This is a genomic window from Bacteroides galacturonicus, from assembly GCF_003096855.1.
GTDB classification, from domain to species: Bacteria; Bacillota; Clostridia; order Lachnospirales; family Lachnospiraceae; genus Lachnospira; species Lachnospira rogosae.
In genome coordinates, this window is record NZ_QEOA01000008.1 from 123,754 (window position 1) to 147,856 (window position 24,103).

General features: G+C 37.4%; 17 protein-coding genes and 2 tRNA genes. 4 read left to right on the forward strand and 15 right to left on the reverse strand.

The features are described from left to right. From C7390_RS12540 to C7390_RS12560, 5 genes are all read right to left on the reverse strand, one after another. On the reverse strand, positions 1–1,473 hold the full coding sequence (locus C7390_RS12540) for a TIGR03111 family XrtG-associated glycosyltransferase (RefSeq protein WP_318295699.1): 1,473 nt from the start codon (positions 1,471–1,473) through the stop codon (positions 1–3). Then, the gene (gene xrtG, locus C7390_RS12545) at positions 1,448–2,059 is read right to left on the reverse strand and encodes an exosortase family protein XrtG (RefSeq protein ID WP_055306986.1); all 612 of its coding nucleotides are present in this window, start codon (positions 2,057–2,059) and stop codon (positions 1,448–1,450) included. The genes C7390_RS12540 and xrtG overlap by 26 nt, the downstream gene beginning before the upstream one ends. Then, a complete protein-coding gene (locus C7390_RS12550; RefSeq protein ID WP_116444291.1) occupies positions 2,059–3,888 on the reverse strand; it encodes a Firmicu-CTERM sorting domain-containing protein in 1,830 nt (609 codons plus the stop codon). Before C7390_RS12550 ends, xrtG begins: the two co-directional genes overlap by 1 nt. Positions 3,889–4,536: 648 nt before the next feature. After that, positions 4,537–5,928, reverse strand: coding sequence for an MFS transporter (locus C7390_RS12555; RefSeq protein ID WP_022501305.1), 1,392 nt, complete (start codon positions 5,926–5,928; stop codon positions 4,537–4,539). Between the two features lie 12 nt (positions 5,929–5,940). After that, positions 5,941–8,205, reverse strand: a complete 2,265-nt coding sequence (locus tag C7390_RS12560) for a glycoside hydrolase family 2 protein (RefSeq protein ID WP_022501306.1) — start codon at positions 8,203–8,205, stop codon at positions 5,941–5,943. A gap of 194 nt (positions 8,206–8,399) precedes the next feature. Here C7390_RS12560 and C7390_RS12565 point away from each other — a divergent pair, with 194 nt between their 5' ends. Continuing rightward, positions 8,400–9,620, forward strand: a complete 1,221-nt coding sequence (locus C7390_RS12565; protein WP_055177401.1) for a helix-turn-helix transcriptional regulator — start codon at positions 8,400–8,402, stop codon at positions 9,618–9,620. Positions 9,621–9,747: 127 nt separating this feature from the next. Here the strand turns inward: C7390_RS12565 and metG are convergent, their stop codons facing one another. Next, the gene (gene metG / locus C7390_RS12570) at positions 9,748–11,754 is read right to left on the reverse strand and encodes a methionine--tRNA ligase (RefSeq protein WP_116444292.1); all 2,007 of its coding nucleotides are present in this window, start codon (positions 11,752–11,754) and stop codon (positions 9,748–9,750) included. Positions 11,755–11,957: 203 nt separating this feature from the next. Between metG and C7390_RS12575 the strand changes: the two genes are divergently transcribed. Then, positions 11,958–13,808, forward strand: coding sequence for a DUF885 domain-containing protein (locus C7390_RS12575; protein ID WP_055306989.1), 1,851 nt, complete (start codon positions 11,958–11,960; stop codon positions 13,806–13,808). Here C7390_RS12575 and C7390_RS12580 read toward each other — a convergent pair. From C7390_RS12580 to C7390_RS12605, 6 genes are all read right to left on the reverse strand, one after another. Further along, positions 13,782–14,573, reverse strand: coding sequence for a DnaJ domain-containing protein (locus C7390_RS12580; protein ID WP_022503119.1), 792 nt, complete (start codon positions 14,571–14,573; stop codon positions 13,782–13,784). The genes C7390_RS12575 and C7390_RS12580 overlap by 27 nt on opposite strands. Then, a complete protein-coding gene (locus tag C7390_RS12585; RefSeq protein WP_022503120.1) occupies positions 14,570–15,406 on the reverse strand; it encodes a DUF5685 family protein in 837 nt (278 codons plus the stop codon). Before C7390_RS12585 ends, C7390_RS12580 begins: the two co-directional genes overlap by 4 nt. Before the next feature lie 172 nt (positions 15,407–15,578). Next, entirely contained in the window at positions 15,579–15,788 is a 210-nt protein-coding gene (locus tag C7390_RS12590; protein ID WP_116444293.1) for a hypothetical protein, read from the reverse strand. Positions 15,789–15,959: 171 nt separating this feature from the next. Continuing rightward, entirely contained in the window at positions 15,960–16,781 is an 822-nt protein-coding gene (locus C7390_RS12595; protein WP_022503122.1) for a C39 family peptidase, read from the reverse strand. A 389-nt stretch (positions 16,782–17,170) separates the two neighbouring features. Further along, positions 17,171–17,243 (reverse strand) — tRNA-Lys (locus tag C7390_RS12600). 35 nt (positions 17,244–17,278) lie between these two features. Then, positions 17,279–17,351 (reverse strand) — tRNA-Lys (locus C7390_RS12605). A 213-nt stretch (positions 17,352–17,564) separates the two neighbouring features. On the opposite strand from C7390_RS12605, the gene C7390_RS12610 reads away from it, so the two are divergent. Further along, entirely contained in the window at positions 17,565–18,836 is a 1,272-nt protein-coding gene (locus C7390_RS12610) for an AI-2E family transporter (protein WP_022503123.1), read from the forward strand. Between the two features lie 395 nt (positions 18,837–19,231). Here the strand turns inward: C7390_RS12610 and trmB are convergent, their stop codons facing one another. Next, complete coding sequence (gene trmB / locus C7390_RS12615; protein WP_116444294.1) at positions 19,232–19,870, reverse strand: tRNA (guanosine(46)-N7)-methyltransferase TrmB; 639 nt, start codon at positions 19,868–19,870, stop codon at positions 19,232–19,234. Between the two features lie 288 nt (positions 19,871–20,158). Here trmB and C7390_RS12620 point away from each other — a divergent pair, with 288 nt between their 5' ends. Beyond that, positions 20,159–21,664 (forward strand): D-alanyl-D-alanine carboxypeptidase family protein, encoded by a 1,506-nt coding sequence (locus C7390_RS12620; RefSeq protein ID WP_022503125.1) that lies wholly within the window; start codon positions 20,159–20,161, stop codon positions 21,662–21,664. Positions 21,665–21,918: 254 nt separating this feature from the next. Here the strand turns inward: C7390_RS12620 and C7390_RS12625 are convergent, their stop codons facing one another. Together C7390_RS12625 and C7390_RS12630 are read right to left on the reverse strand one after the other, a co-directional pair. Continuing rightward, positions 21,919–22,389 carry a flagellar export chaperone FliS gene (locus tag C7390_RS12625; RefSeq protein WP_055177393.1) on the reverse strand — a complete coding sequence of 157 codons (471 nt, stop codon included), beginning with the start codon at positions 22,387–22,389 and terminating at the stop codon, positions 21,919–21,921. Positions 22,390–22,422: 33 nt separating this feature from the next. Continuing rightward, positions 22,423–24,003, reverse strand: a complete 1,581-nt coding sequence (locus tag C7390_RS12630) for a flagellin N-terminal helical domain-containing protein (protein WP_055306992.1) — start codon at positions 24,001–24,003, stop codon at positions 22,423–22,425. Between the last annotated feature and the right edge of the window lie 100 nt (positions 24,004–24,103).

Consider the following 24,103-nt stretch of genomic DNA (forward strand, 5'->3'; position numbering starts at 1 on the left):
TTATAAAGACTCATCTTCATCTATCAGTTCAATCTGTTCTATTTCCTCTGTGTCTTCTTTCTTATTGGCTTCTTCCTGTACCTCTATAAGCTCCATATCCTCCATAGGCTCGTAATTGACTGCTTTTCTTAACTTTCCAATAAATGCCGCCGGCTTTTGCATATCCTGTTTCACAACCTTAGCAAATGCCTTGCACTCATCTGTGAAGTTCATCGTCTTCCATGCACTATCTGTCTGTATGCTGTTAATAATACCTGCTACTCTTATAAAGAATACGAGAAAATTAAAGAACGGCAGGAACAATATGCACCACCAGTGCCGTACATAATATTTCTTTACATCCTTATTGATGTTAAGGAAATACGCGACAACTATAAAGTACAGATATCCGGCAAGTGTATACAAGCCGAATATTATTCCTGTAGATACAAGTATCATCTTACCCGAATAGCCAATAGCCATAAGGCATATAAGTGCCAGATACCATATCATTCTTGGAAACGCAAATGTGTGGTCATAAAGAAGAGTCTTTACACTTACATTGCTGAATATATTCTTTACCTTAAAGGACTTGTCCATAAACATCTTGGCTACTTCAAGGCTTCCTCTCTGCCATCTCTGTCTTTGTGTGTACAATTTGTTCATATTCTCTATTGGGTCAACAAAGAATATCGCATCTTCGCACACTTCGACTCGTTCATTCTGCCTGTATTTCATCTGGAATGTGATATGTGTATCCTCACATATTGTATCCGTGTTATACATCCACGACTTTAACACAACTGACTTTCTGAATGCGGAAAATGCTCCTGATAATGTATACACTGCATTCATCTCGGAAGCATAGCTTCTGCCTGCAAGGAAAGCCTGTGCATATTCCATAAATTCCAGATTACGGAGCAGTCTTGGAAAAAATCCTTTATATGCCTGTATCTGTTCAGGAATTGTAAGAATAGCTCCTGTCATACAGTTAAGATCTGTATCCTGTTCAAATCTTGTAATAAGATTGACAAGTGCATTTTTCTCTAATATTCCATCACTATCAAGATTAATAATATACTTGCCGTCACTGTTATACAAGGCCAGGTTAAGTGCTCTTGACTTGCCCTGCTCTGCATTAAGCCACTGCATAAGAAGGTCAGGAAACTTCTTCTGACAGTCCGCATATACGGCGAAGCTGTTGTCCTGACCTTTATTATTAACAAGGAATATTCTGATTTTATCATTAGGGTAAGTACTGTCATTAACCGACTTGATACATCCATACAGAGTATCCGCTGAATTATATACAGGAATAATAAGAGATATCTCTGGATATATCTTCATCTCTTTTCTTTTCTTCTTATGTCTTAGATTTCTCCTGATAAGAAGAAATACACTTCCAAGTGCCGGGACAATCTCCATAATAAATGGAATGATTATCCAGCCGCCCCAGAAAAGAAATGAGTTAAGAATTTGTTTTATTATTACCATATGAGAAGCTGCCTACTTTCATCTTTATAACCTGAGGTTTGGTAAATACATAGAAATACAGATATACACTTAGAACGTAAAAGAATATTCTTCCAATAAATGTATGAACCACATAGTATGCTCCCATTCCCCAAAAATATACTGACATACATATCATCACAATTCTCAAAGCATTACAGAGCATTATATAGCAAAAACCACCTATTCCCACCATAACCTTTTCGCTGAAATTGTATACATTAAAGAATGCCAGCAATGATATAAATGCCATAATCTCAATAATTCCTGAACACTCAAAATCTATCAGCAGTGTCGCCTGTGTAACTCCTGTATGAATAAATATAATTCCATACTTGAAATATGATGTAAATGCTCCTGTCACACTTCCAACTACACCAGCCAGTGCTGATACACAACGTGCCAGCGGCATAGTAAGCACGGGACGTATAGTTATCATCATTATAAGAAACAACCCAAAGCTTCCCCACATAAACTTCCACGCATAAAGCTTTGCTCTTGTTAATACTGAAAGTATATACAGCCACACTGCTATAACTGCCACTGCCACGATTGGATTAACACTCATTATTCTGTTACCTGATTACTGCCTTTCTTTTTCTGATAAACGAGAACACCTACTGTTATAAGAACGCATATGCAAAGTCCAAGCCAGGCACCTGTTGAAGCACCTGCTGTTGTAACCCACTGCTGCCCTAATCTTCCAAACTGTGCATCAATCTGCTTGAAATCACTCACATCACATCCAAGCTTATCAGCCACCTTCTTAAGGTCTATTATAAACTCACATTCGTCCTTATCACTTCCAATAGTCACCATCATTTTTCCATAACATGTATCTGCTTCATTAGTGCTATTAATATTAGCTGAAGTATGCCATGCATCTGTTGAAAAAATGTAGAATTCATATGTCCCTTCGGAAAGTCCACCTTTTTGAGAATTCCAGTTAATGTTACCATCACTGTCTACTGTCTCCATTCTTGGATAAAATACCTGACTCCAATTATCATTAAACTTTATTGTAATTGCCTGTGTTAACTCTCCACCTGCTTCAGTTAAATGTGCCTGCATTGGAGTTTCAACGTGTCCAAAAAGCTGTGTTCCATCACAATATATTGCAGCACTGGCATCTGCAACGTGTTCGTGAGTTCCTGGCGTTGCATACTGAATTGTTGTATGTGGATATTTGTTCCAGTCGCCATATAAGCCATCATATGCTATATCATAATTACCATCACTACTGTCATTACTGCCATCATCCTTAAGATTAGCTACATCTTTAACAAATGGCTCTGAAAGGTATAAGCCAAATGATATTGTCTTATTATAAATCGGAAGCTTATCCTTAGGAACCGCTATTTCCCACTGCCTTCCAACATGCTGACACAAAACACCATCTATACCATTAACCTGTCCATCCTGTGTAAGCTGAAATACAAGTTCTCTGCCCAAGTCTGTCTTTATTGAATACCTGCCATTGGAATGAGTTCCAGCACCATAAGCACTTCCTGTTGCTCCGTCCTTTAAGTATATGTATACATAATCTCCATCAAACACCATAGCTGCTTTTGAAAGGCAGTCCTTGTGTGCTTCATTAGGACACGCTGCATTATACCTGGCAACTGCATCCCAGTCTTTAAAACTGCCATCTATTGTTATGCCCTCATAGACAGCCTCTGTTGTATCCTCTTTAATCGCACTGCCGTCAAGCACTTCTATATCTGCTAAATCTACCATAACACCAGCAAATGTTATCTTGAAATTACCCTCCGTAAAGAAATTCATAGGAATTGAAGCCTCAACTGTATATGGTCCTGCTGTATTCTGGTGTGCCTCATTAACTGTAACCATCTTAGCACCCTCTATATCACCATACCAGCCGTTCTTAACCTGTGCTCCACCATTCCACGCAACAAACTGAATATGATTGGTTGAGTCACTAAGCCCTGTGGCATATGTAATATCAACAAGGTTCTGCTGGCCTGTATATCCATAATCCCACTCTGACTGTGCTGTTCCCTCATAGCTTATGTATAATGTAGAGTAATCGGCTGAGATTACTGCTTTCCAGCTTGATACCTTATCTGATAAAGCCTTTCTTTCTGTCACATTCTTCCAGTCTGTAAGGTCATTATCAAGAGTAATATCATCTCCGCCCACCTTCTTGTTATTCTTTAATGTTGATACATCAATCTTATTGCTCATACTAAGACCGGCTGCTATATTATTCATCACGCTGTTTGCAGATGTCACACCTGTATTGCTGCCATATACCTGTCCAGCCATTGCTGTTACAGGGGTTGCTGCCAGCATTAATGCCATTCCAGCGGATAATACCATTTTCTTGCAGCTATGACGTCTTTTATTACTATATTCTCCCGTTTTAAAAATCCTCATAGTAAACCTCCAAAATTACGCTATTCTTATAATAGCATTAAAATTGATATGCTTTATTGTATTTATATTAATACTTAACATATATTTTACGGCTATTGCTATAAATAGTCAATAATTGTATCGGCTAATATGCCACAATATTATATTAAGGCGAATTAACTATCTAATCAATATATCTTAAATAAATATCAGAAAATACATAATTATATTACAAGTTAGCAGAAAATTGTTGTCAATATAATTATTATATGATAATTTACGCTTAACAATTAGTTGTTAAATATAATATACAAGGAGGATATTTTTATGAAACATAATCGTTTTATTTCACTACTATTAACAGTTATTTTTTTATTTATGTACAACACGTCTTATGCAAGTGCTGCGGAAATAAAAATGATAAACGGAGTGATAAGCCTATGATTACAATCTTTAACCGCCAGAAATTAATCGAATGTTACACCGAAGAAATACGTATGAAAGCTGGGTGCAGTATGAGTCAGGCCGAAAAATTATCAGAATGGTCTCCTTGGATAACGCCATCCGGACTCTATTGCTGATACACATATATTTTACCAAAGGAAAAAACTCCGCACACCCAAAGGTGCACGGAGTCTGAGCCTTTATTATTGATATGAACTTGTTTGTTTATCCTCTTCTGCTCTTAAGTTCTGCAACGTTTGCATCTACTCTTGCCTTATTCAGAGGGAAAATGAACATAAGTACTAATCCACAAAGAATATAGATAGCTGCTGGGAAGAAAGTAGCCAAGTTGTAAATACCATTTGCAACTGCCTCTGTCTGTCCTGCTGCAAGTTCATTGTATCCAATCCATCCAAGTGCCCATCCGGAAAGACCACCAGCAATTGCCTGTCCAATCTTTCTTGAGAATGAGTAGATACCATAAATAGTACCATCGTCACGATTTCCTGTCTGTACTTCCATATCATCGATAACGTCTGTCACAAGAGCCCAGCACTGTGTCTGGAAGAAGTACATACCAAGCATAGCTACGAATGCACCAACTACGAATACCCATACATTCTTAATATGAAGAATACCAAGAATGAAGTAAAGGATACCTGATGCAAACATTCCTACTACACCACATTCCTTTTTACCAAACTTAGTAGCAAGCTTCGTAGAGCATGTTGCCAAGATGATAATACATGGAAGCATTAATAATGAGAATACTGAAAGAGCCTTTGTGTTCTTGAAGTAATCAGCAAACAAGTAAGTATTGACACCCTGTGACATTAATGAAGCCAACAAAAGAAGTACAGCTGCGATAATCATACCAAGCAATGAACGGCTTGTAAGTAATGTCTTTAATGTCTTAGCAACTGACTGCTTCTCAGATGTTTGCTTTGCAACATATTCAACACGCTCTGTTGTAAGGAAATAGCAAAGCAGATAGCATACAATTGCAATTACAGAGAATACTCCAGCTACAATAGATATATTTGTTGCAGAAACAACCTGGTTACCATAAGCATCTGTCTTATATACTAACATTGGAGCTACAACACCAATCATAATACCAGCAACAGTTCCACCTACTGAACGGAAAACAGAAAGCGAACTTCTGTCCTTTGGGTCACCTGAAATAACAGATGCCATTGAACCGTAAGGAATATTGATAGATGTATAGAAAATAGAACCCCAGAGGATATATGTAATAAACATATATGCAACCTTAGCTCCGTAAGAAGCATCTACCAAAAATGACTGATACATCATAAATGATGCAAGTGCAACAAATCCGCACATACGAAGAATCCATGGACGAATACGTCCGTTCTTTGTTGGCTTTGAATTATCTACGATACGTCCCATACCGATATCTGTAAAAGCATCGATACAACGAGCAATAAGAAACATAGTTCCGACCATTGCCGCTGAGATACCCATAACCTTTGTGTAGAATACCATTACATAAGTACTGGCAAAAATAAATGAAAAATCATTTGCAAGATCTCCGAACAGGTAACCAAACTTGTCACGTGCACCGAAAGGTCTTACTTCTCTAGTTTTACTCATGGTAATATCCTCCTATCTCTTTATCTTATTGAGCTTGCTATTCAACTCAAGAAGTTCTTCCTTAGTAAACTGCTTTCCACCGCCTGCAGTTCCCATAAGATTAAGCATACGCTTTACTGTAAAACCTGATAACATCTTCATAAGGCCCTCGCTGCCAGCACCAGCTGCTGCTTCTGCTGCTTCTGCTGCACCGCCATCAGCGCCTTTCATAATCTTAAGCATCAATTCATCGATGAACATCTTACCTTCGTTGGCCTTCATGATATCACCAATCTTGTCATTGATGTTGAAGTATCCCTCTGGCATATCAATATCAAACCAGTTGAGAACCTCGCCTTCTTCTTTCAAACGATATTCTTCGTTAAAGGTATCTACCTTGCGAATCTTGCTTTCGTCACTGCAATCACCTGCTTTTGCAACAAGTGTACTTTCGCCTGCATTTGGCACATCAAAGTAGAAGAAATGCACATCACTTGTCTGCTTACCAAGGCTTTCACCGTTTACAAACAACTCTACTTCTGGCTGATTAGAGTATACCGTAACCTTTGTTGTATCTTCTACACGGTCTACATAGCGCTTACCACAGATATGCACGAATGGATCATCTGATAACCATGCCTTATATGCATAGAAAGCATCTTTCTTGTACTTTCTATCAAATGTAACCAAGCCCTTATGGTTCATACCATTTTCTCCACCTTCTGCTCTTGCATCAGCGGCGAAGTCATACATATTCCATACATGTGTAGCCCAGATATAATCTCTTGTAAAGAGCTGCTTAATCAGTTCTTCATGATAGTATGCCTGATATTCCTCAGTATAATCACCCTGAACAGGATTTGATGTATGCCAGTTCAAAGCCTCACATCCATACTCACTTAATCCAATTGGAATATTTGGATATTTCTTGTGGAAATCATCAAAGAACTCACCGTTCATATCTGTTGTTCCACCGTACCATCCATAATAATGGTTATAAGAAATAACATCCGGAATCTGAATATATTTTGCATCAATGCTGCACATAGAAACTACGGCCATTGTTGTAAGTCTTGTTGGATCCATCTGATGACATAAATCATTTAAAATGTTGTGGTTCTCAATGAGGTCATCATCCTCTCCGCCACCCATTGTAATCTCATTAGAAAGTCCCCATACTACAATACTTGGATGATTGTAATTCTGTATAATAAGTTCTTTCATCTGTGAAATAGTATTCTCACGTCCGTTTGGCAAATGTTTTGAAATATATGGAATCTCAGCCCAAAGTACAAGACCTGTCTCATCACAAAGGTCATAAATGTACTGGTCGTGCTGATAATGAGCAAGACGGATTGTGTTTGCACCCATTTCAAGAATGAGTTCAATATCTTCTTTATGTTCTTTATGAGTTAAAGCATTTCCAATGTGTGGTCTATCCTGATGACGAGACACACCGTGAAGTGGATAACGCTCTCCGTTTAAGATAAATCCCTTCTCTGGATCAATAACAAAAGTTCTACATCCAAAGCGAGTACTTCTCTCATCTAAAACAGTATCGTTTCTCTTTAATGTAACTTCTGCTGTGTAAAGGTGTGGGTCCTTACGGCCATTCCAAAGATGAACATTTTCAATCTCGAATGTAACCTTTGTCTCATTTGCAGAAACGCTCTTTGTAGCAATAACTTCATCACCATTTTTGATGACATATTCTAAAGTATCTTCCTCTGTTGCATCTGTAACAAATACTTCTACTTCAACACTTGCATTTGCACCTTCTACGATAGGTGTTACTGCAATGCCATGTGTTCCATAATAATCCAGATCAAAATGTGTTTCTGGTACAGAAATCACATTTACATCACGATACAGACCGCCATAGAATGTAAAGTCTGCCATCTGTGGATATACATGATCATTTGGTGCATTATCTACTGCAACTACAATTTCATTTTCATCAGCCAAAAAGTCTGTTACATTCACTCTCCATGTAGAGTATCCACCATCATGATGTCCAGCTTCTTTTCCATTAACATAAAGCCATGCACTAGAGTTTGCTCCGTTAAACTCAATATAAGTGATTGGTTCGCTACCAAACTCCTCACGCTTCATGTTCTTTACATAGTAACATGTACCGCGGTGGTAATCATTTCCACCATCCTGTCCATCCTTACCATTCCATGTATGAGGCAAGTCAAGTGCCTCCCAGTTGCCCTGTGTTAATACAGAATATCCTTCTGCGACAGTTATAGCATCTTTTGTAAACTGCCAAGATGCATTAATGTTCTTTGTTGCCATTTTTACCTCCTTCTTGTTCATAAAAAGAGTCTTTCTCTCTTTCCGTCAATCTCATTGATGTACTCAGTATAACAATTCAACGGATTTTGCTCTTGTCTTAGTTTTGTTGTTTTGGTAAAATTTTTACATAAAATATAATTATGGCAAATTTTTTACAAATAAAACGAGAAACCTACTAGGAAAGGAGTCCTATTATGACATTTGAAAACATGAATACCGATGATTTTTTCCCTTTGCTCCAGCAAACTTTGTCCGATACCTTTAAGATAGATTCTTATCTGATGCATGCTCCTTATCAGAATTTTGAGAAAATGGATATGGGACTAAGACGCATGGTCTGGGGCAACTACAAAACGAACAGCCCACTTTTTTCTTTGTTTGGCAGCTCTCCTTATCAAATCATTGTACTGCAGAGTTCCCTTGGGTTTTACAATGTAATTGTCAGTCTGACCACGGACGCTGAACCAGATATTCTTGGTATTATGCCTTTTTTGGCCGAACCAATCAATCAGGTAACAATCAACCGGCTCATTCGTGATAATCACATTGATCCGAAATACAACTCTGTCTTGTTACACTTTTATTACTCTCTTCCTGTCGTAGACATTGATGAACTCACACTGATGTTGCAGCATTTTATTAGTTTTTTTATTCCGGCGTTCAAAACATGCAGCATTGAGTATGTCAATTATAAAACAGAGTCTCATAACACTTCGCCAAACGAAGAACGTTTTCAGAAATTCTCTTCCGATTACATCGCGGAACTGATTTCACGACTAGAACATTGTTGTCAGGCAATGACTGCCGGAAACACTGCCCAGGCCATTGACTTCATGAAAAAGACTTTGGACTATTCTGCTTCTTTTCAGTCTCTTCCTGCAAAAGAAATAAGAAGCAGAATCGCCTCCTTAAATTTTTTTCTAGCTTCCCGTATGTTTGGGACCGCCGTACATCCGATTTATGTATACCAGCAGGCTGAAGCTTTTTCTCTTCGCATAAAAGATGCTAACAGCCAAGGAGAGTTTGCACACTTGCCATTTGACATGGTCCGAAAATATTCTATGCTTGCTAAGAATTATACGTATGAAAAATACTCTTATCTGATCCGAACTGTTGTAAATTACATTGACCAGCATTTATACTCAGAGTTAACGCTATCCATACTTGCCGAAAAATTTGACAAAAATCCATCTTATCTGTCAAATGCATTTAAAAAAGAAGTCGGCGAAACGCTGACTTCTTATATTGGAAGGCAGCGCATCCGGGCATCTTTACGCTACTTTAATACCACAAATATGAGTGTTGCTGAAGTGGCTGGAGCTGTCGGTATTCCTGATTTCGGTTATTTTTCGAAACTTTTCAAGAGACACATTGGCATCAGTCCACGCGAATACAAAAAAATGTTGGATAAATAATGCCTTGCTACTTCTGTTAACCTGTAAGTACAAGTGCAGTACAAGAAAAAGCTCCCTTCCAAGCCGCAGGTGATTTTACCTGCCAGCCCGGAAGGGAGCTTTTTATTATATATAATTCACTCTTTTGCTATCCGATTTCGCTTCCTGCGATTATATCCTTATCAACTGTCATAACAGAGAGATTGTTCTTATCGTCCATAGCCGCAAGAATCATACCCTGTGATTCAACGCCGCATATCTTACGAGGTGCAAGGTTAGTAACTACTGCTACCTTCTTGCCAACCATCTCTTCTGGCTTGTAATACTGTGATATTCCAGATACAATCTGTCTTACTTCCTCACCAATTCTTATCTGTGAGCAGAGAAGCTTCTTAGCCTTCTTTACAGGCTCGCACTTAAGCACTTCTCCGACCTGGATCTGGATTTTTTCAAAGTCGTCAAATGTTATCTCAGGCTTCTTCTCAACTACTGGATATTCCGGTACTCCATTAGCCTTTCTCTGTGCTTCCTGTAATTCTTCAACCTTCTTCATAACTTCTTCAATATCAAGTCTTGCAAAAAGGATTTCTGGCTTATCTGTAACTTTATTTCCAGACTCTCTTAAGCCGAACTTGTCAAGATCATCAAAATCTCTGTCACCAGCGGCTGGATTGTCAGGATAAAGCTGCTTTAAAATACTCTCTGTTGTATTAGGCATAAATGCCTTTAAAAGGTTAGCTCCGATTGTAATACTCTCTACAAGGTTGTAAAGAACTTCTTCAAGTCTTTCTTTCTTACTCTCGTCCTTTGCTAAAGCCCAAGGCATTGTTTCATCAATGTACTTGTTACATCTCTTAAATAATGCAAATACCTCTGTCATAGCATCAGCAACGTGAAGTGTAGCCATCTTGTTCTGAACCTTATCTCTTGTTCCTGTAACAACAGCCTTAAGGTCAGCATCGAAGTCAAGGCTTGCACCGTTCTCATCAACGCCTGCTCCCTCACTTGTAACACCTGTCTTATTAACTACACCGCCAAAATACTTGTTAGACATAGCAATTGTTCTGTTGACAAGGTTACCAAGTGTATTAGCAAGATCTGAGTTCATACGTTCAACTATAAGTCCCCAAGAGATAACACCATCGTTCTCAAATGGCATTTCGTGAAGTACGAAGTATCTTACAGCATCAACACCGAACATATCTACAAGGTCATCTGCATATATAACATTCCCCTTAGACTTACTCATCTTGCCGTCATTCTGTAAAAGCCAAGGATGTCCAAATACCTGCTTAGGAAGTGGTTCACCAAGTGCCATAAGGAATATAGGCCAGTATATAGTATGGAATCTTATAATATCCTTTCCAATAAGGTGAAGGTCTGCCGGCCAGAACTTCTTATACTGTTCTGATGAGTTGCCATCAGCATCATACCCGATACCTGTGATATAGTTAGTAAGTGCATCAAGCCATACATATACTACATGCTTGTCATCAAAATCTACCGGGATACCCCACTTAAATGATGTTCTTGATACACATAAATCCTGAAGTCCTGGAAGAAGGAAGTTATTCATCATCTCATTCTTTCTTGATACAGGCTGTATGAATTCTGGATGTGTATTAATATGCTCGATAAGTCTGTTGGCATATTTACTCATCTTAAAGAAATATGCTTCTTCCTTAGCTGGCTTAACTTCACGTCCGCAGTCAGGACATTTTCCGTCAACAAGCTGTGACTCTGTCCAGAAAGACTCGCAAGGTGTACAGTACATACCTTCGTATGAACCCTTATATATATCTCCCTGATCGTAGAGCTTCTTAAATATCTTCTGAACCTGCTTTTCGTGGTAATCATCTGTAGTTCTTATAAACTTGTCATAAGATGTATCCATTAAATCCCATATTCTCTTTATCTCTGTAGAAACATTATCAACGAATTCCTTAGGTGTAATTCCTGCTTCTTCTGCTTTTAATTCAATCTTCTGTCCATGCTCATCAGTTCCTGTCTGGAAAAAAACATCATAGCCCTCCTGACGTCTGAATCTTGCAATACTATCGGCAAGAACTATCTCATAAGTATTACCAATATGTGGCTTTCCTGATGTATATGCGATAGCTGTTGTCATATAAAATGGACCTTTATTCTGTGGCATATCCGTAACCTCCATTGTCATTATTCTATATATGATAGCCAGCTTTTTAGAATATGTCAAACGAATAAACAAATATTCTTTAATGAAAAACATTTATTATACATATAATCTAGTGTATGATTAAGAAAATGTTGTACCAGGGGCTTATATGCACCTTCCCGAATCTGACTACGCGGTATGTCCGCAGAAATGAGGATTATTATATGCTGACATTAAAATCCAGTTACATAAAACATAAAACTAACATTTATTCTTTCTTTAAAAAAGCTGCTGCCATAACAGGTGCAGTAGTAATCACAGCCTGTTCATTTAGTGCCTGCACTCCATTTGGCGGGTCTGCTTCACGTTATAACAATGCTGATGAGCAATACAATGCAGCTGATAACGAAAGCTTCAACGCTTTTACCGACAGCCTTTTTCGTGAGCTTGCCTCAAGCGACTCACTCTCACTGCACGCACTTTTGGAAAATCCTTGCGAATATGGAATTGATGATTACGATATAACACTCGGACGTATTGATATTGATAATATTGATGATACATCAGATATAACAGACTACATAACAAAGCTCAACGCTTTTGACAAGGCTTCACTTTCCAAGAGCCAGCAGATAACCTATGACCTATTAAACAAATATCTGTATACAACCCTTAATTACAGCGACCTGTATCTTCTTAACACCGACCTCACTCCTACAATCGGCATACAGATACAGCTTCCGCTCCTTTTTTCCGAATATACATTTATGGAGAAAAAGGACGTTGAAGAATATATACAGCTCCTAAGTGATGTGGATGGATATTTTAATAATCTGCTGGAATTCGAGGCATTAAGAAGCGTCAGGGGATATACCCTAAGCGATGACCTTCTTGATGAGGTCATAAGCTCCTGCAAATCTATCGCTGATTCCGCCGGTGATGCTGAAGGTATGTTTATTGGTACTTTTAACTCCCGTGTTGACGACCTCATTTTCCTTACTGATGATGAGAAAAATGTATACAAGAAGCAGAACGAAGATGCCGTTATTAACCATGTAATTCCAGGTTATAACGCACTTATAACGACTCTTGCTTCATTCAAGGGAACTAACCAGTATTCTGGTGGAATATGCAATTACCCTGATGGTGCAAGATACTTTGAGGGACTTCTTGAAAGCTGTCTTGGCTGGAGTAAATCAATTGACGAATATAATGATTTGCTTGACTCCTATATAAGAAGCTATTCAATTGTTATGCAGAAGCTTTTAAGAAAAGATCCTTCTCTCAACAGCCAGTTTGGCACATTTTCTTTTGGAATTGATAAACCAGACCAGATTATTGAGGATTTAAAAAAGAAGATAACTGATGATTATCCTGCCTTAAATGATGTCAATTATAATATTAATTATGTATCTGAAGCACTTAATGACTATGCAAGCCCTGCTATGTACTTTATGCCACAGATTGATAATCTTGACATTAACTCTATATACATTAATTCAGCCGGCACTGACAGCAGTGATTTGTATCCTACGCTGGCACACGAGGGGTATCCGGGACATTTATACCAGACACAGTATTTTGCCTCAACAAGCCCTTCTTTGATAAGAAATGTCATTAAACCTGGCGGCTATATTGAGGGCTGGGCTTCCTATGTTGAAGTTCATTCATATGAATATGCTGGCGATAATACTCTGCTTAATTCATTGGTCCAGTGCAATTATGCACTTATACTCTGCCTCTATGCCAAGGGCGATATCGGAGTGAATTATTACGGCTGGACTGAAGCACAGCTTTCCTCATTCCTTACCGATTATGGATTTAGCAGTGCCGAAGCTGCACACGAGATGTATACAGCATTTATTGCTAATCCTGCTAATTACTGCAAATATGTTCTTGGATTTTTAGGTTTTGAGGAACTAAAAAAACAGGCCCAGAAAGATCTCGGTGATAACTTCTCCTTAAAAGAATTCCACCGTTATATTCTTGAAACCGGACCTGTTCATATTGATATTCTATTTGATTACTTAAAGAACTGGGAGAACCGCTTAGTAGTATCTTCCCGGGCAGCATAAGCCGCCTCCGCCAAGACAGCAGTTACACATAAGGTTGATAAATATAAGTTTCATACACCAGCTTCCCATTCCACCTGCTGGATTCTGATATGTCTGCTGTCTTCCTGAATACCATTCACCGCCACTATTCATACGCTGGTAGAACATACGATACTGCATATTGTCAGGATCGAGTTCTACTGCTCTTCTGGCGTGTTCCATCGCTGTTGCCTGATTGCCTTTGCCTGAGTTAGCCATAGCACTATAATAGTACCATCTGGCATCTTTGTCCTGAATAGCAGAAAGCACGTTAAGTGCCTCATCATATCCACCATTGTTAATATAGTTAGCCGCCGCTCTTAAATGAACTGTCGTATCATCATTGCCATTCATATTAGAAGCACCACCTGAATATCCGGAATTAGAACCCCCTCCATAATATCCGCCAAAGCCAAATGGTCCAAAGCCCCAGAAGCCGCCAAAATCATCATAACCATTGCCGCTCTGTCCATTACGGTTATTCTGATAATCACCGTCATAGCCATAGCTTCCTGTGCCACCTCTGTTCTGACTGTAAGCTGATGATGTATATCCACCCTGCTTTTCCTTCATAATCTGGTTATAAGCCTGCTGGATTGTCTTAAACATTTCCTCTGCCTTATCCTTATTAGGATTATTGATATTCGCATCAGGGTGATACTTTCTGCTTAATGTTCTATATGCTTTTTTAATCTCTTCGTCAGTTGCATCTCTTGATACACCTAACACTGAATACGGATCGGTCATACTTCCTCCACTTGTTCTCTTTTATTCTTAGCAATCCCGAATCTTGTAAAGACTCCTGAATATATTACATTTCTTAATAAATCGACATTCTCAATAATAGGAAGGCTCTCAAAGCCTGCGGCAAATTGTGCCATATGTGATTTTAACACATTTTCTATAAATATATCAAAATCCTTATTATTCTCATACGTCCTGAGTGCATTGTATCTGCCCTTCTTCTTATCTTCCAAAAGGTCATCATACGCATCAAGAATATATATAAATCTTCCAAGTGAATTACCCATCACTTTTAATGTATCGTACCACTCATCATTTTTCATACACAAAATCTGTGCCATTATTATGCCAAATTGTTCTGCAAGCAGGTCAATATTGCTCTCATTATTATTCTCAAGCTCACTCATTCTATCAAGTGCCGCCTTAATAATGCGTGCTTTTTGGGAATATGCTTTCTCAATCCTCTTAACCTTATTAGTCAAAGACGAGGCAAGCAGCTTCTTCATAAGCTTCCTATCATCCTGCCAGTCATCAACGCATTTATAATAAGTCATAAGGACATTCATATCCGCAACATATGCTGAAATCTTATTGCGTCTTACCGGGTGCTTATGAACAGGGTGTGCGATACATCTTGCTTCCTTATATGTTGTATCCGGTTCATACAGCCCTGTAAGCAGTACAAGCAGAAATGTCATATCATAGCTTATGGATATCTGCCCATTAATACCATAATCCGAAAGCAGCTCCTCACACAATCCGCAATAGTATGAACGGTACATATCATATTCTTTTATCTTAAGCTCAGGCTTATTAACAACAACATAACCGTACATACTACTCCTCATTTCTGCATACAATGTTAATTACAGCTTGCTCTGTATTCTATTACATAAAAATAAGCGAAACGCACAGACAATAAATTCCTTACGTTTCGCTTATCATATAACATCTGTAAAACTCTAGTCAATTGAAGCTTAAAAGATTAATAAATCTTTTATAATCTGTTTATATGAACTGGCCTTTATTATCAGTTCCCCATATAAGAAAGTCTTCGTAATCTGCCATAGATGAGAAGTTCACACTGTCCTCATATACCGCGTTCTCAAAATAATCTTCGCTGTTATCTTCCTCATTATAAGTGCGTTTTCTATGAGGAAACGTATATTGGGCTGTGTCATAATCATAATCTTTATCACCATCATACGCTGGGTACACACTCATCACCTCCATAATGGAAGTATTCCCCCGACTGTGATGATTTATAAAATGTATATGTGGTAATAAATGGCTGACACGACTGACACACTCACTTTATATATCAATTATTAACATTAAATATCAACTATCAATCTTAAATATTAATTATTAAACTTCACATATCAATCATTAATATATAACTATTGCCTGCTTTCCCATACTTTTATATCGTGTTTCTACAAGTTCTTTATCGTATTCACATATGCCCCTTAACGGATCTGCCATAATATATGTACTCTGTGTATAGCCTATAAGCACCATAGCGTGCTCACGTGAAAGCCACATAATATTCTCTCCGTCTATATTCCATGTACAGGATTCATATGGCTCTTTCATATACATCGTCTCCCATACTAACACCGGATGTCCGTCATCTACATAATCAAGAAGCTCGTTGTACTCTGCTCCCGTTATATTGTATACATTCATATATGATCTTTGCGATTTCAGATACTTTGTCGCTGAATTGACTAATACTGGTGCAAACGCACCACACGAATCTTCATCTCTTGGATTGCCGACAAATGCTTTATAAGGCGACACCTCGCCCATCTTTCCTTTATCCAGGTAATAATCTGCCATTGTCAGCTTGTCTACATTATAGCCAAGATAATTAAGAACTGTCGTCAAAGCTGTTATCTCACAGCCTGTTGGAAGTTCAGGATTTTGAAGTACACATTCTACATCAAGCCTCTTATAAGAACTTCTTACTGCCGCTGTAGTCTGGTTACTATTAGTTGCTTCTTCATATGTGACAACTCCCTTTGTTACATTCTCTTCATTGCCCTTCATATAATCTGCTGTCTGCGTATATTTAATTCTGAAGTCATATACCTTTAAAGAATATGCCCCTATAATAACCGCTGCCCCTGCCATTGTAATTATGGCGGCTCTTTTCAATGCTCTTCTATGTGCTCTTTGTGTCTTATGTCTATTCCCTTTTTTCTTCATATGAACCTCTTTTCCGACACAACATCAATATAACAATACTACGTACAAAATCATTCCAGATAAATAAGCTATATCAGTAATACCAATAACTAAATGCTTTCTTAATATTACATAACGTCTTATCAGTCTTTAACCTGATTAGCAGTCATAACACTGGTATATTAGTGTTATATCTTCCCCTTCGTATTTGTCTCAAATAATAGTTTCATATGTGTACCCACTTGTATTGTAACACTAAATATACTATTTATACAATCCATATCTGGAATTTTTCAGAAAAAAAGGAATCAATTCAAAAATTCAGAAAAAATATCAAATCATAGAAATTCAACGCACAAAAAAAGCCCCTCAACCTAGCTCCATCGACTAAATCAAAAGACTTTCACAAATGCACCGCCAGGGGTTCGAACCCTGGACACCCTGATTAAGAGTCAGGTGCTCTACCAACTGAGCTAGCGGTGCGTATATTAAATTATTGCAAGCATTAAACTTACAAGTGCACCGCCAGGGGTTCGAACCCTGGACACCCTGATTAAGAGTCAGGTGCTCTACCAACTGAGCTAGCGGTGCATATATTATTATGTTACAACTGCCGTAACAACAAAAAATATATTAACGTGTTATTAACAAAAAAGCAAGCCTTTTTTTGTATTTATTTAAAAACAATATAATTTTTTTTATTATTTTTAATAATATTTAACTATTATGGGGTTTTTTTAACCGCTTATATGGAGTACAATATTCTTGATATATCCTTAATTAAATAAGATTGCGAGGATTTGTATGGATAAAGACAATAATAACGATACAAGCTATTTTAATTCACCTGATAATAATAACTCCGCTGGTGACAACCACATTGTATACAAGAATAAGTTCCAGCCCAACAGCAGATATTTTACTATTGTAATATACGGACTCTTATTTGTCCTTGGTGCAATACTTATATTCAAGCTTATTGGCGGGTTTAATAACACACTTAATATTATCAAATACATTTTTAATGTTATATCACCATTTGTAATTGGTGCGTTCATAGCATTTATATTATACCCACTTGTAAGATTTTTCTACAGACATTTGTTCAAGGAAAAATGCCATTTGAAGTCGGACAAGCTTTCTAAATATCTTTCGATACTTATAACTTACATTATTGCAATCGGAATTATTACAATCCTTATGGTATTTATAATTCCTCAATTGTATACAAGCATTACCGATATCGTGGACAAGCTTCCAGTGTGGTACAACAATATCACTGGCCTTGTTAATTCATTTGAAGATAAACACGCTGACCTGGGATTTATTGATTATGCAGTCATTAATGAACAATTAAACAACCTTTACCCTAAGGTTATATCATATCTTACAGATATGCTTACCAATCTGCTCCCATATGTAGTTAATACATCTATGGCTATTGTTAAGGGACTGGTCAACCTCATAATTGCAATTATGGTTTCTGTGTATATGATATCTGACCACAAGAATATATTCTACAATTTTAAGCGTGTGCTTTATGCTGTATTTCCGAAAAATGCGGCTGATACTACAAGAAAGATATGCAGGGAAAGTGGTACTATTTTCTTAAAATTTATGTATGGCAAGGCACTTGACTCATTAATAATCGGTATCATCTGCTTTATATGTATGACTATATTCAAGTTCCCTTACACGGTGCTTATAAGCGTTATCGTTGGAATTACTAATATGATTCCTTACTTTGGACCTTACATCGGTGGTGTTATGGGCGGTATCATAATTGTTATTGTAAATCCTATCCAGGTTATATTCTTTGCAATCCTGATACTTGTTATACAACAGTTTGACGGACTTTTCCTTGGTCCTAAGATACTTGGCGAAAGCACAGGACTTAAGCCTCTGTGGGTTATATTCGCAATTGTTGTGGGTGGAGCACTTTTCGGCGTATTAGGAATGTTCCTCGGTGTTCCTGTTATGGCAGTTATATGCTATATTACGAACCTTGTAGTTGAACATTTCCTCAAAAAACGTAATATCAGTGTCCAGCCTTACGACTCACCCGATGAAATGTAGAATCAAAAAATTATGGCTGCTAACCTTGATATGTACCTTTATTACTGATTTTTTCAGTATTACCAGTACATATATCTTAAGGTCAGCAGCCATTTATTATTTTATATATTTCATCCCACGACCTCTTAAAACGCACAATCCTGCGGTTTAATCTATTGTGGTAATAAATGTACTCATTAAGTCTGTTAATCGGATTACACCTGTTACAATGTCTGTGATATCCCATACCATTTCCTTTCATGAATATAATATATTCTTAAAATATTAGTTAAAAACGTTTCTACTATATAATATTCAACAAAGTCATATGTGATACTAATACATTTAATTATCTTACAATAACATTTTAATCTATTTTATTAACGGCCTGATATGTATTAATAATTCAATCTATCTTATCTGTCTGCAATAAGCTTGCATATAGGATTTCCCATATCTGAGAATTTCTTCTCGTATTCTGTCATAACATTTCCTTCATTAAGCCTTTCGTCACTGTGAAGGTCATAAGTACACTCTACAAGATTCCAGCCAGCTTCCTTTACTTCCTCAACTGAAAAGTCAAACAACACCCTATTGTCTGTCTTGAATTCAACCCTGCCCTCTTTTTTAAGCATTTTGTCATATCTTGCAAAGAACTGTCTTGATGTAAGTCTTCTCTTAGCATGTCTGTCCTTTGGCCATGGGTCTGAGAAATTAAGATATATTCTATCTACTTCATCAACACCAAACACTTCATTAATATTCTCTGCATCCATTCTTATAAATCTTAAGTTAGGAAGCTGTAATTCGTCCTGCTTCTCAACTGCTCTTAATAGTACGCTTGAATACTTCTCTATTCCAACATAATTAATATCTGGATTCATCCCTGCAAGAGTTGTTATAAATGTTCCCTTTCCCATTCCAATCTCTATATGCATAGGGTTATCATTTCCAAATACCTCTTTCCAGGTTCCGCACATTCCCTCTGGTTCCGTGAATACATATTCGTTCTCAACCATAACTTCTCTTGCACCCGGTACATTTCTTAATCTCATAATAATCTCCATTCATTCTTTATACTGTATAAGCTTACAACCATTTTTATAACATCAAACCAAGATATTTTACTTTAATATAATAAGTATGTCAAAGGTAAATTAAAACATCACCAAAATCCCATTCCACACAGCTTTAAATATTCGCCTGCAAATTTAGTTTCATAATCTTAATAAATATGTTAATATTACAAGCAAATATGTATAATATGAACATATCAGTATAATAAATGGCATTTTGTGCCTTTAACACTTACTTCATAATATCATTAACGATGGGAGATTGTAATGTTTAATAATTCTAATAAAACAACGAAACACTCTGTTAATAAGTGTTCAGTTCTATTTAATAAATTCAGAAAATGCCTTGTAAGAACTGCAAGCATTATTACCTGTACAGCAATTGTGACAACATCTGTAACACCAGCTTTTGCAGCTGGAATAACAAGCGGAACAACTGCCGCCAGCAGCTATGTTATATCTAATGGAACAACTGCTGCCAAGAGTTCTGTTATATCTAACGAGGTATCAACAGACACTTCTGTTTCGTGGCCACAGGCTCCGGATATTACCTGTGAGAGTGCAATATTAGTCGATGCAGATACAGGCTCTATACTATACGAAAAAGATGCACACCGTAAGTGCTATCCAGCTTCAACAACTAAAATCCTTACAGGACTTCTTACTATTGAGAACTGTAATCTCAGTGATACACTTACATTTTCTACTGCCGCAGCTAATTCAATTAATCCGATTGAAGATGCCAACCTTGGTATGAAGGCCGGGGAAGAACTTACTGTTGAACAGGCCTTATATGCACTTCTTCTGTATTCAGCCAATGAAGTTGCATATGCACTTGCTGAGAAAGTCGCTGGCTCAATAGATGCGTTTGTGGATATGATGAATAATAAAGCTCGTGAGCTTGGTGCAATTGAAACACATTTTGCTAATGCCAGTGGCCTTTACAATCCTAACCACTACACAAGTGCTTACGATATGGCTATGATTGCACGAGGCTGTTATAACAACGCTTCGTTTGTAAACATTGACTCAACTTCCTCAAGCTATACAATTCCTGCCACTAATGTAACATCTACACCCAGAACAATAAAACACCGTCATAAGATGCTTAAAGGACGCGAGTTCTACTATGAATACTGCAAAGGTGGAAAGACCGGATTTACTGATGAATCTTTAATGACTCTGGTAACATTTGCTGAAAAAGATGGAATGAGGCTTATATGCGTTGTATTCCGTTCACCAGATGACTCTACAAGATTTATAGATACACGTTCATTATTTGACTGGGGATTTAATAACTTTAAGAAATCGACTACATCTGACACACAGATAAGCTCGTTATTCTCTACTGATAACTACTACTCATCAGATGTATTTAATAAGTCAAAACTTAACTTTAATATGAATGCCTCATTTATAACAATTCCTAACAGCGGTTCAACTTCAAGCGTTACAATGAGCCTTGATAAGAATTACGATATAACTAATGAGCAGGGCAGGCTTGCCGCTAAGCTTAATTATCTTTATGGTGATAATGTTGTTGGTTCTACCACACTCTCCATAACAGGCGGTGATAATTCCAATGAAAGCCTTCTGCCATACCTTAGTGCCAAGAACAACTCAACACAGTTATCACCAAAACGCTGTATTAAGATTAATATATGGGTTATAGCTGGAATTGTAGCTGTAATACTTATTATATTTACAATTATTAACAATGCTTCACTTTCTAAGAAACGTAGTAAATACTCTAAGCGCAAGCTCCGTTTCTAGAAAATCACCAAAATACTACAAAAGGGTTACTGCCCTAACCAGACAATCATTAGCTGAATGTCTTTTGGTCAAAGCAGTAACCCTTTTTATTTTAATTAATTATATTATTTGTGCAGCTTTTCAGCACATATAAAGTTCCGTAAGGAACTTTTAAGATGAGCACTTTTGTGCTCATTATACCATAATTTTCGTGCTTCTTTTCAGCACATATAAAGTTCCGTAAGGAACTTTTAAGATGAGCACTTTTGTGCTCATTATACCATATATCCTCTGTTAATAAGCGTATCACTTGCTGTTTCATTGCCTGCACCATATTTAGAATATGTAAGTCCGGAATACACCTTTTCTGTATTCTTCATAAGCGGTGCTGAATTATCATGTCTGCTTACTTCATAAAATGACTGTCTTAGCTGTCCAAGCATATCGTATATTGAATTGACAACATTTTTATCATATGAAACCTGTGCACCGATAAGAGTTCTTTTCATATAGTTATAGAGTACATAAAGATTACCTGAAAGCTCATACTGCATATCAAGACCTGTTATAAGCTGGTCTATACCTCTCATAGCCATGTGTAGTTTCTCTTTAAATACTGCATTATCTGATGTTGACACTGCATCTTTAAGATAATCTCTTATTATGTCGTACACTATTACTACAAGCTCTGAACGTGTCGCCTGCGATATTCTATATGAATATGTCTTAATAGCTTCTCTATCCATACTTCACATCTCCAATCAATTCACCCTGACAGATTAGTTCTGAAGAAGCTGTAATACTTCTGATGGTCTTTGGTTAGCCTGTGAAAGTATTGATGTAGCTGCCTGTGTAAGAACTGTCTGTGATGTATACTCTGTCATCTCCTCAGCCATATCTGTATCAATCTTAGCTGATAAAGCCTTAGTAACATTCTCACTTGAAACCTCAAGGTTCTTAGTAGTATGGTCAAATCTGTTCTCATATGCACCAAGCTTTGAACGTGCAGAGTTGACATAATTAATAGCTTCGTCTACATACCCTATTGAAAGCTGTGCTGTGTAGCTTGTCATTACATTGATATTATCTGTACCTATTGTGTAAGTAGTTATCTTAGGAATATCCAGAACAATAACCTGATTTTCATTAGCACCAACGTGGATACTCATAGTTCCGACATCAGTCACTTCCTGATTAATATCCGTAGCTGTTCCACCTGCTGCCTGTGACTTTCCGTTCTGCTTAGCTGCTGTTGTATCATTAAATGTTGTTCCTGCAACATTACCTGGAACATCCATAACGAATTCCTTATTATTAACGTCCTTAACTGTAATCTTAGTACCCTTGGTTGAGATAATAGCTGAATCTTCAAATCCAACTCTCTTACCTGTTGGGTTGCCTGCATCATCAACTTCATTAGCGAATTCAGCTACAACATCACTACCTTCTGCGTGTATGCCTGAACCATCTTCATTGTAAGCATCTGATATACCAAGCATAGCAGCAAGGTCTTTATTACTGCATATTACATCTAGCTGCTGATCTCTTCCATACTGCTCTGTCATTATAACAAGTCTGTTGCCTGTGTAAGATGTATCTGGCTTATATCCTGCATAATCACTTCCGTTAGTCTTCGTATCATTAGCAAGGCTTGATACAGCAAATGCTCTTCCACCCGCCATATTAGCACCATCCATAACCTTATCCATAATTGTATCAAGTGTATCACCTTCTACAATATCAATGTTATATCCATTAATAGATATTGTTCCTGCCTGATCAGCAGTTACCTTAGCTGTGCCTGACATTGTAATAGTATCACCTACTGCTATTGCCTGTCTAGCATCCTGTGTTACTGTAACTCCATATATTCCAGCAGTAAAACTGTCAGATATCTTAAGCTGGTTCACACCCTGATAATCTGAATATACTCTTCTTGAAAGATTACCATTAATAAGTGGCTGTGTATTGAATTCTGTCTGCTCAGATATTCTGTCTATTTCCTGATTAACATTATCAATCTCCTGCTGGATAGCTTCACGCTCATCATCAGAGTTAACATCGTTAGCCGCCTGAACTGTAAGTTCCTTAAGACGTGTAAGCATAGACTGTATCTCTACTATAGCACCTTCTGCTGTATTGATAACAGAGATACCATCTGTTGTATTATTCTTAGCCTGATCAAGACCTCTTATCTGAACTCTCATCTTCTCTGAAATAGCACAGCCTGCCGGGTCATCAGCTGAACTGTTAATCTTATATCCTGATGAAAGTCTTTGTATAGAGCTTGAAAGTGCATCCTGTGCCTTCTGTAACGCATTGTTAGATACAATGGCTGATACGTTAGTATTAATTCTCATACTTTTATTCTCCTGATTTTATATTCCCGCCACATCTACTGGCGTTATCCTTTGAATTCGTCAAATCATACATTTTATATATCGGACATATCCTGTAATT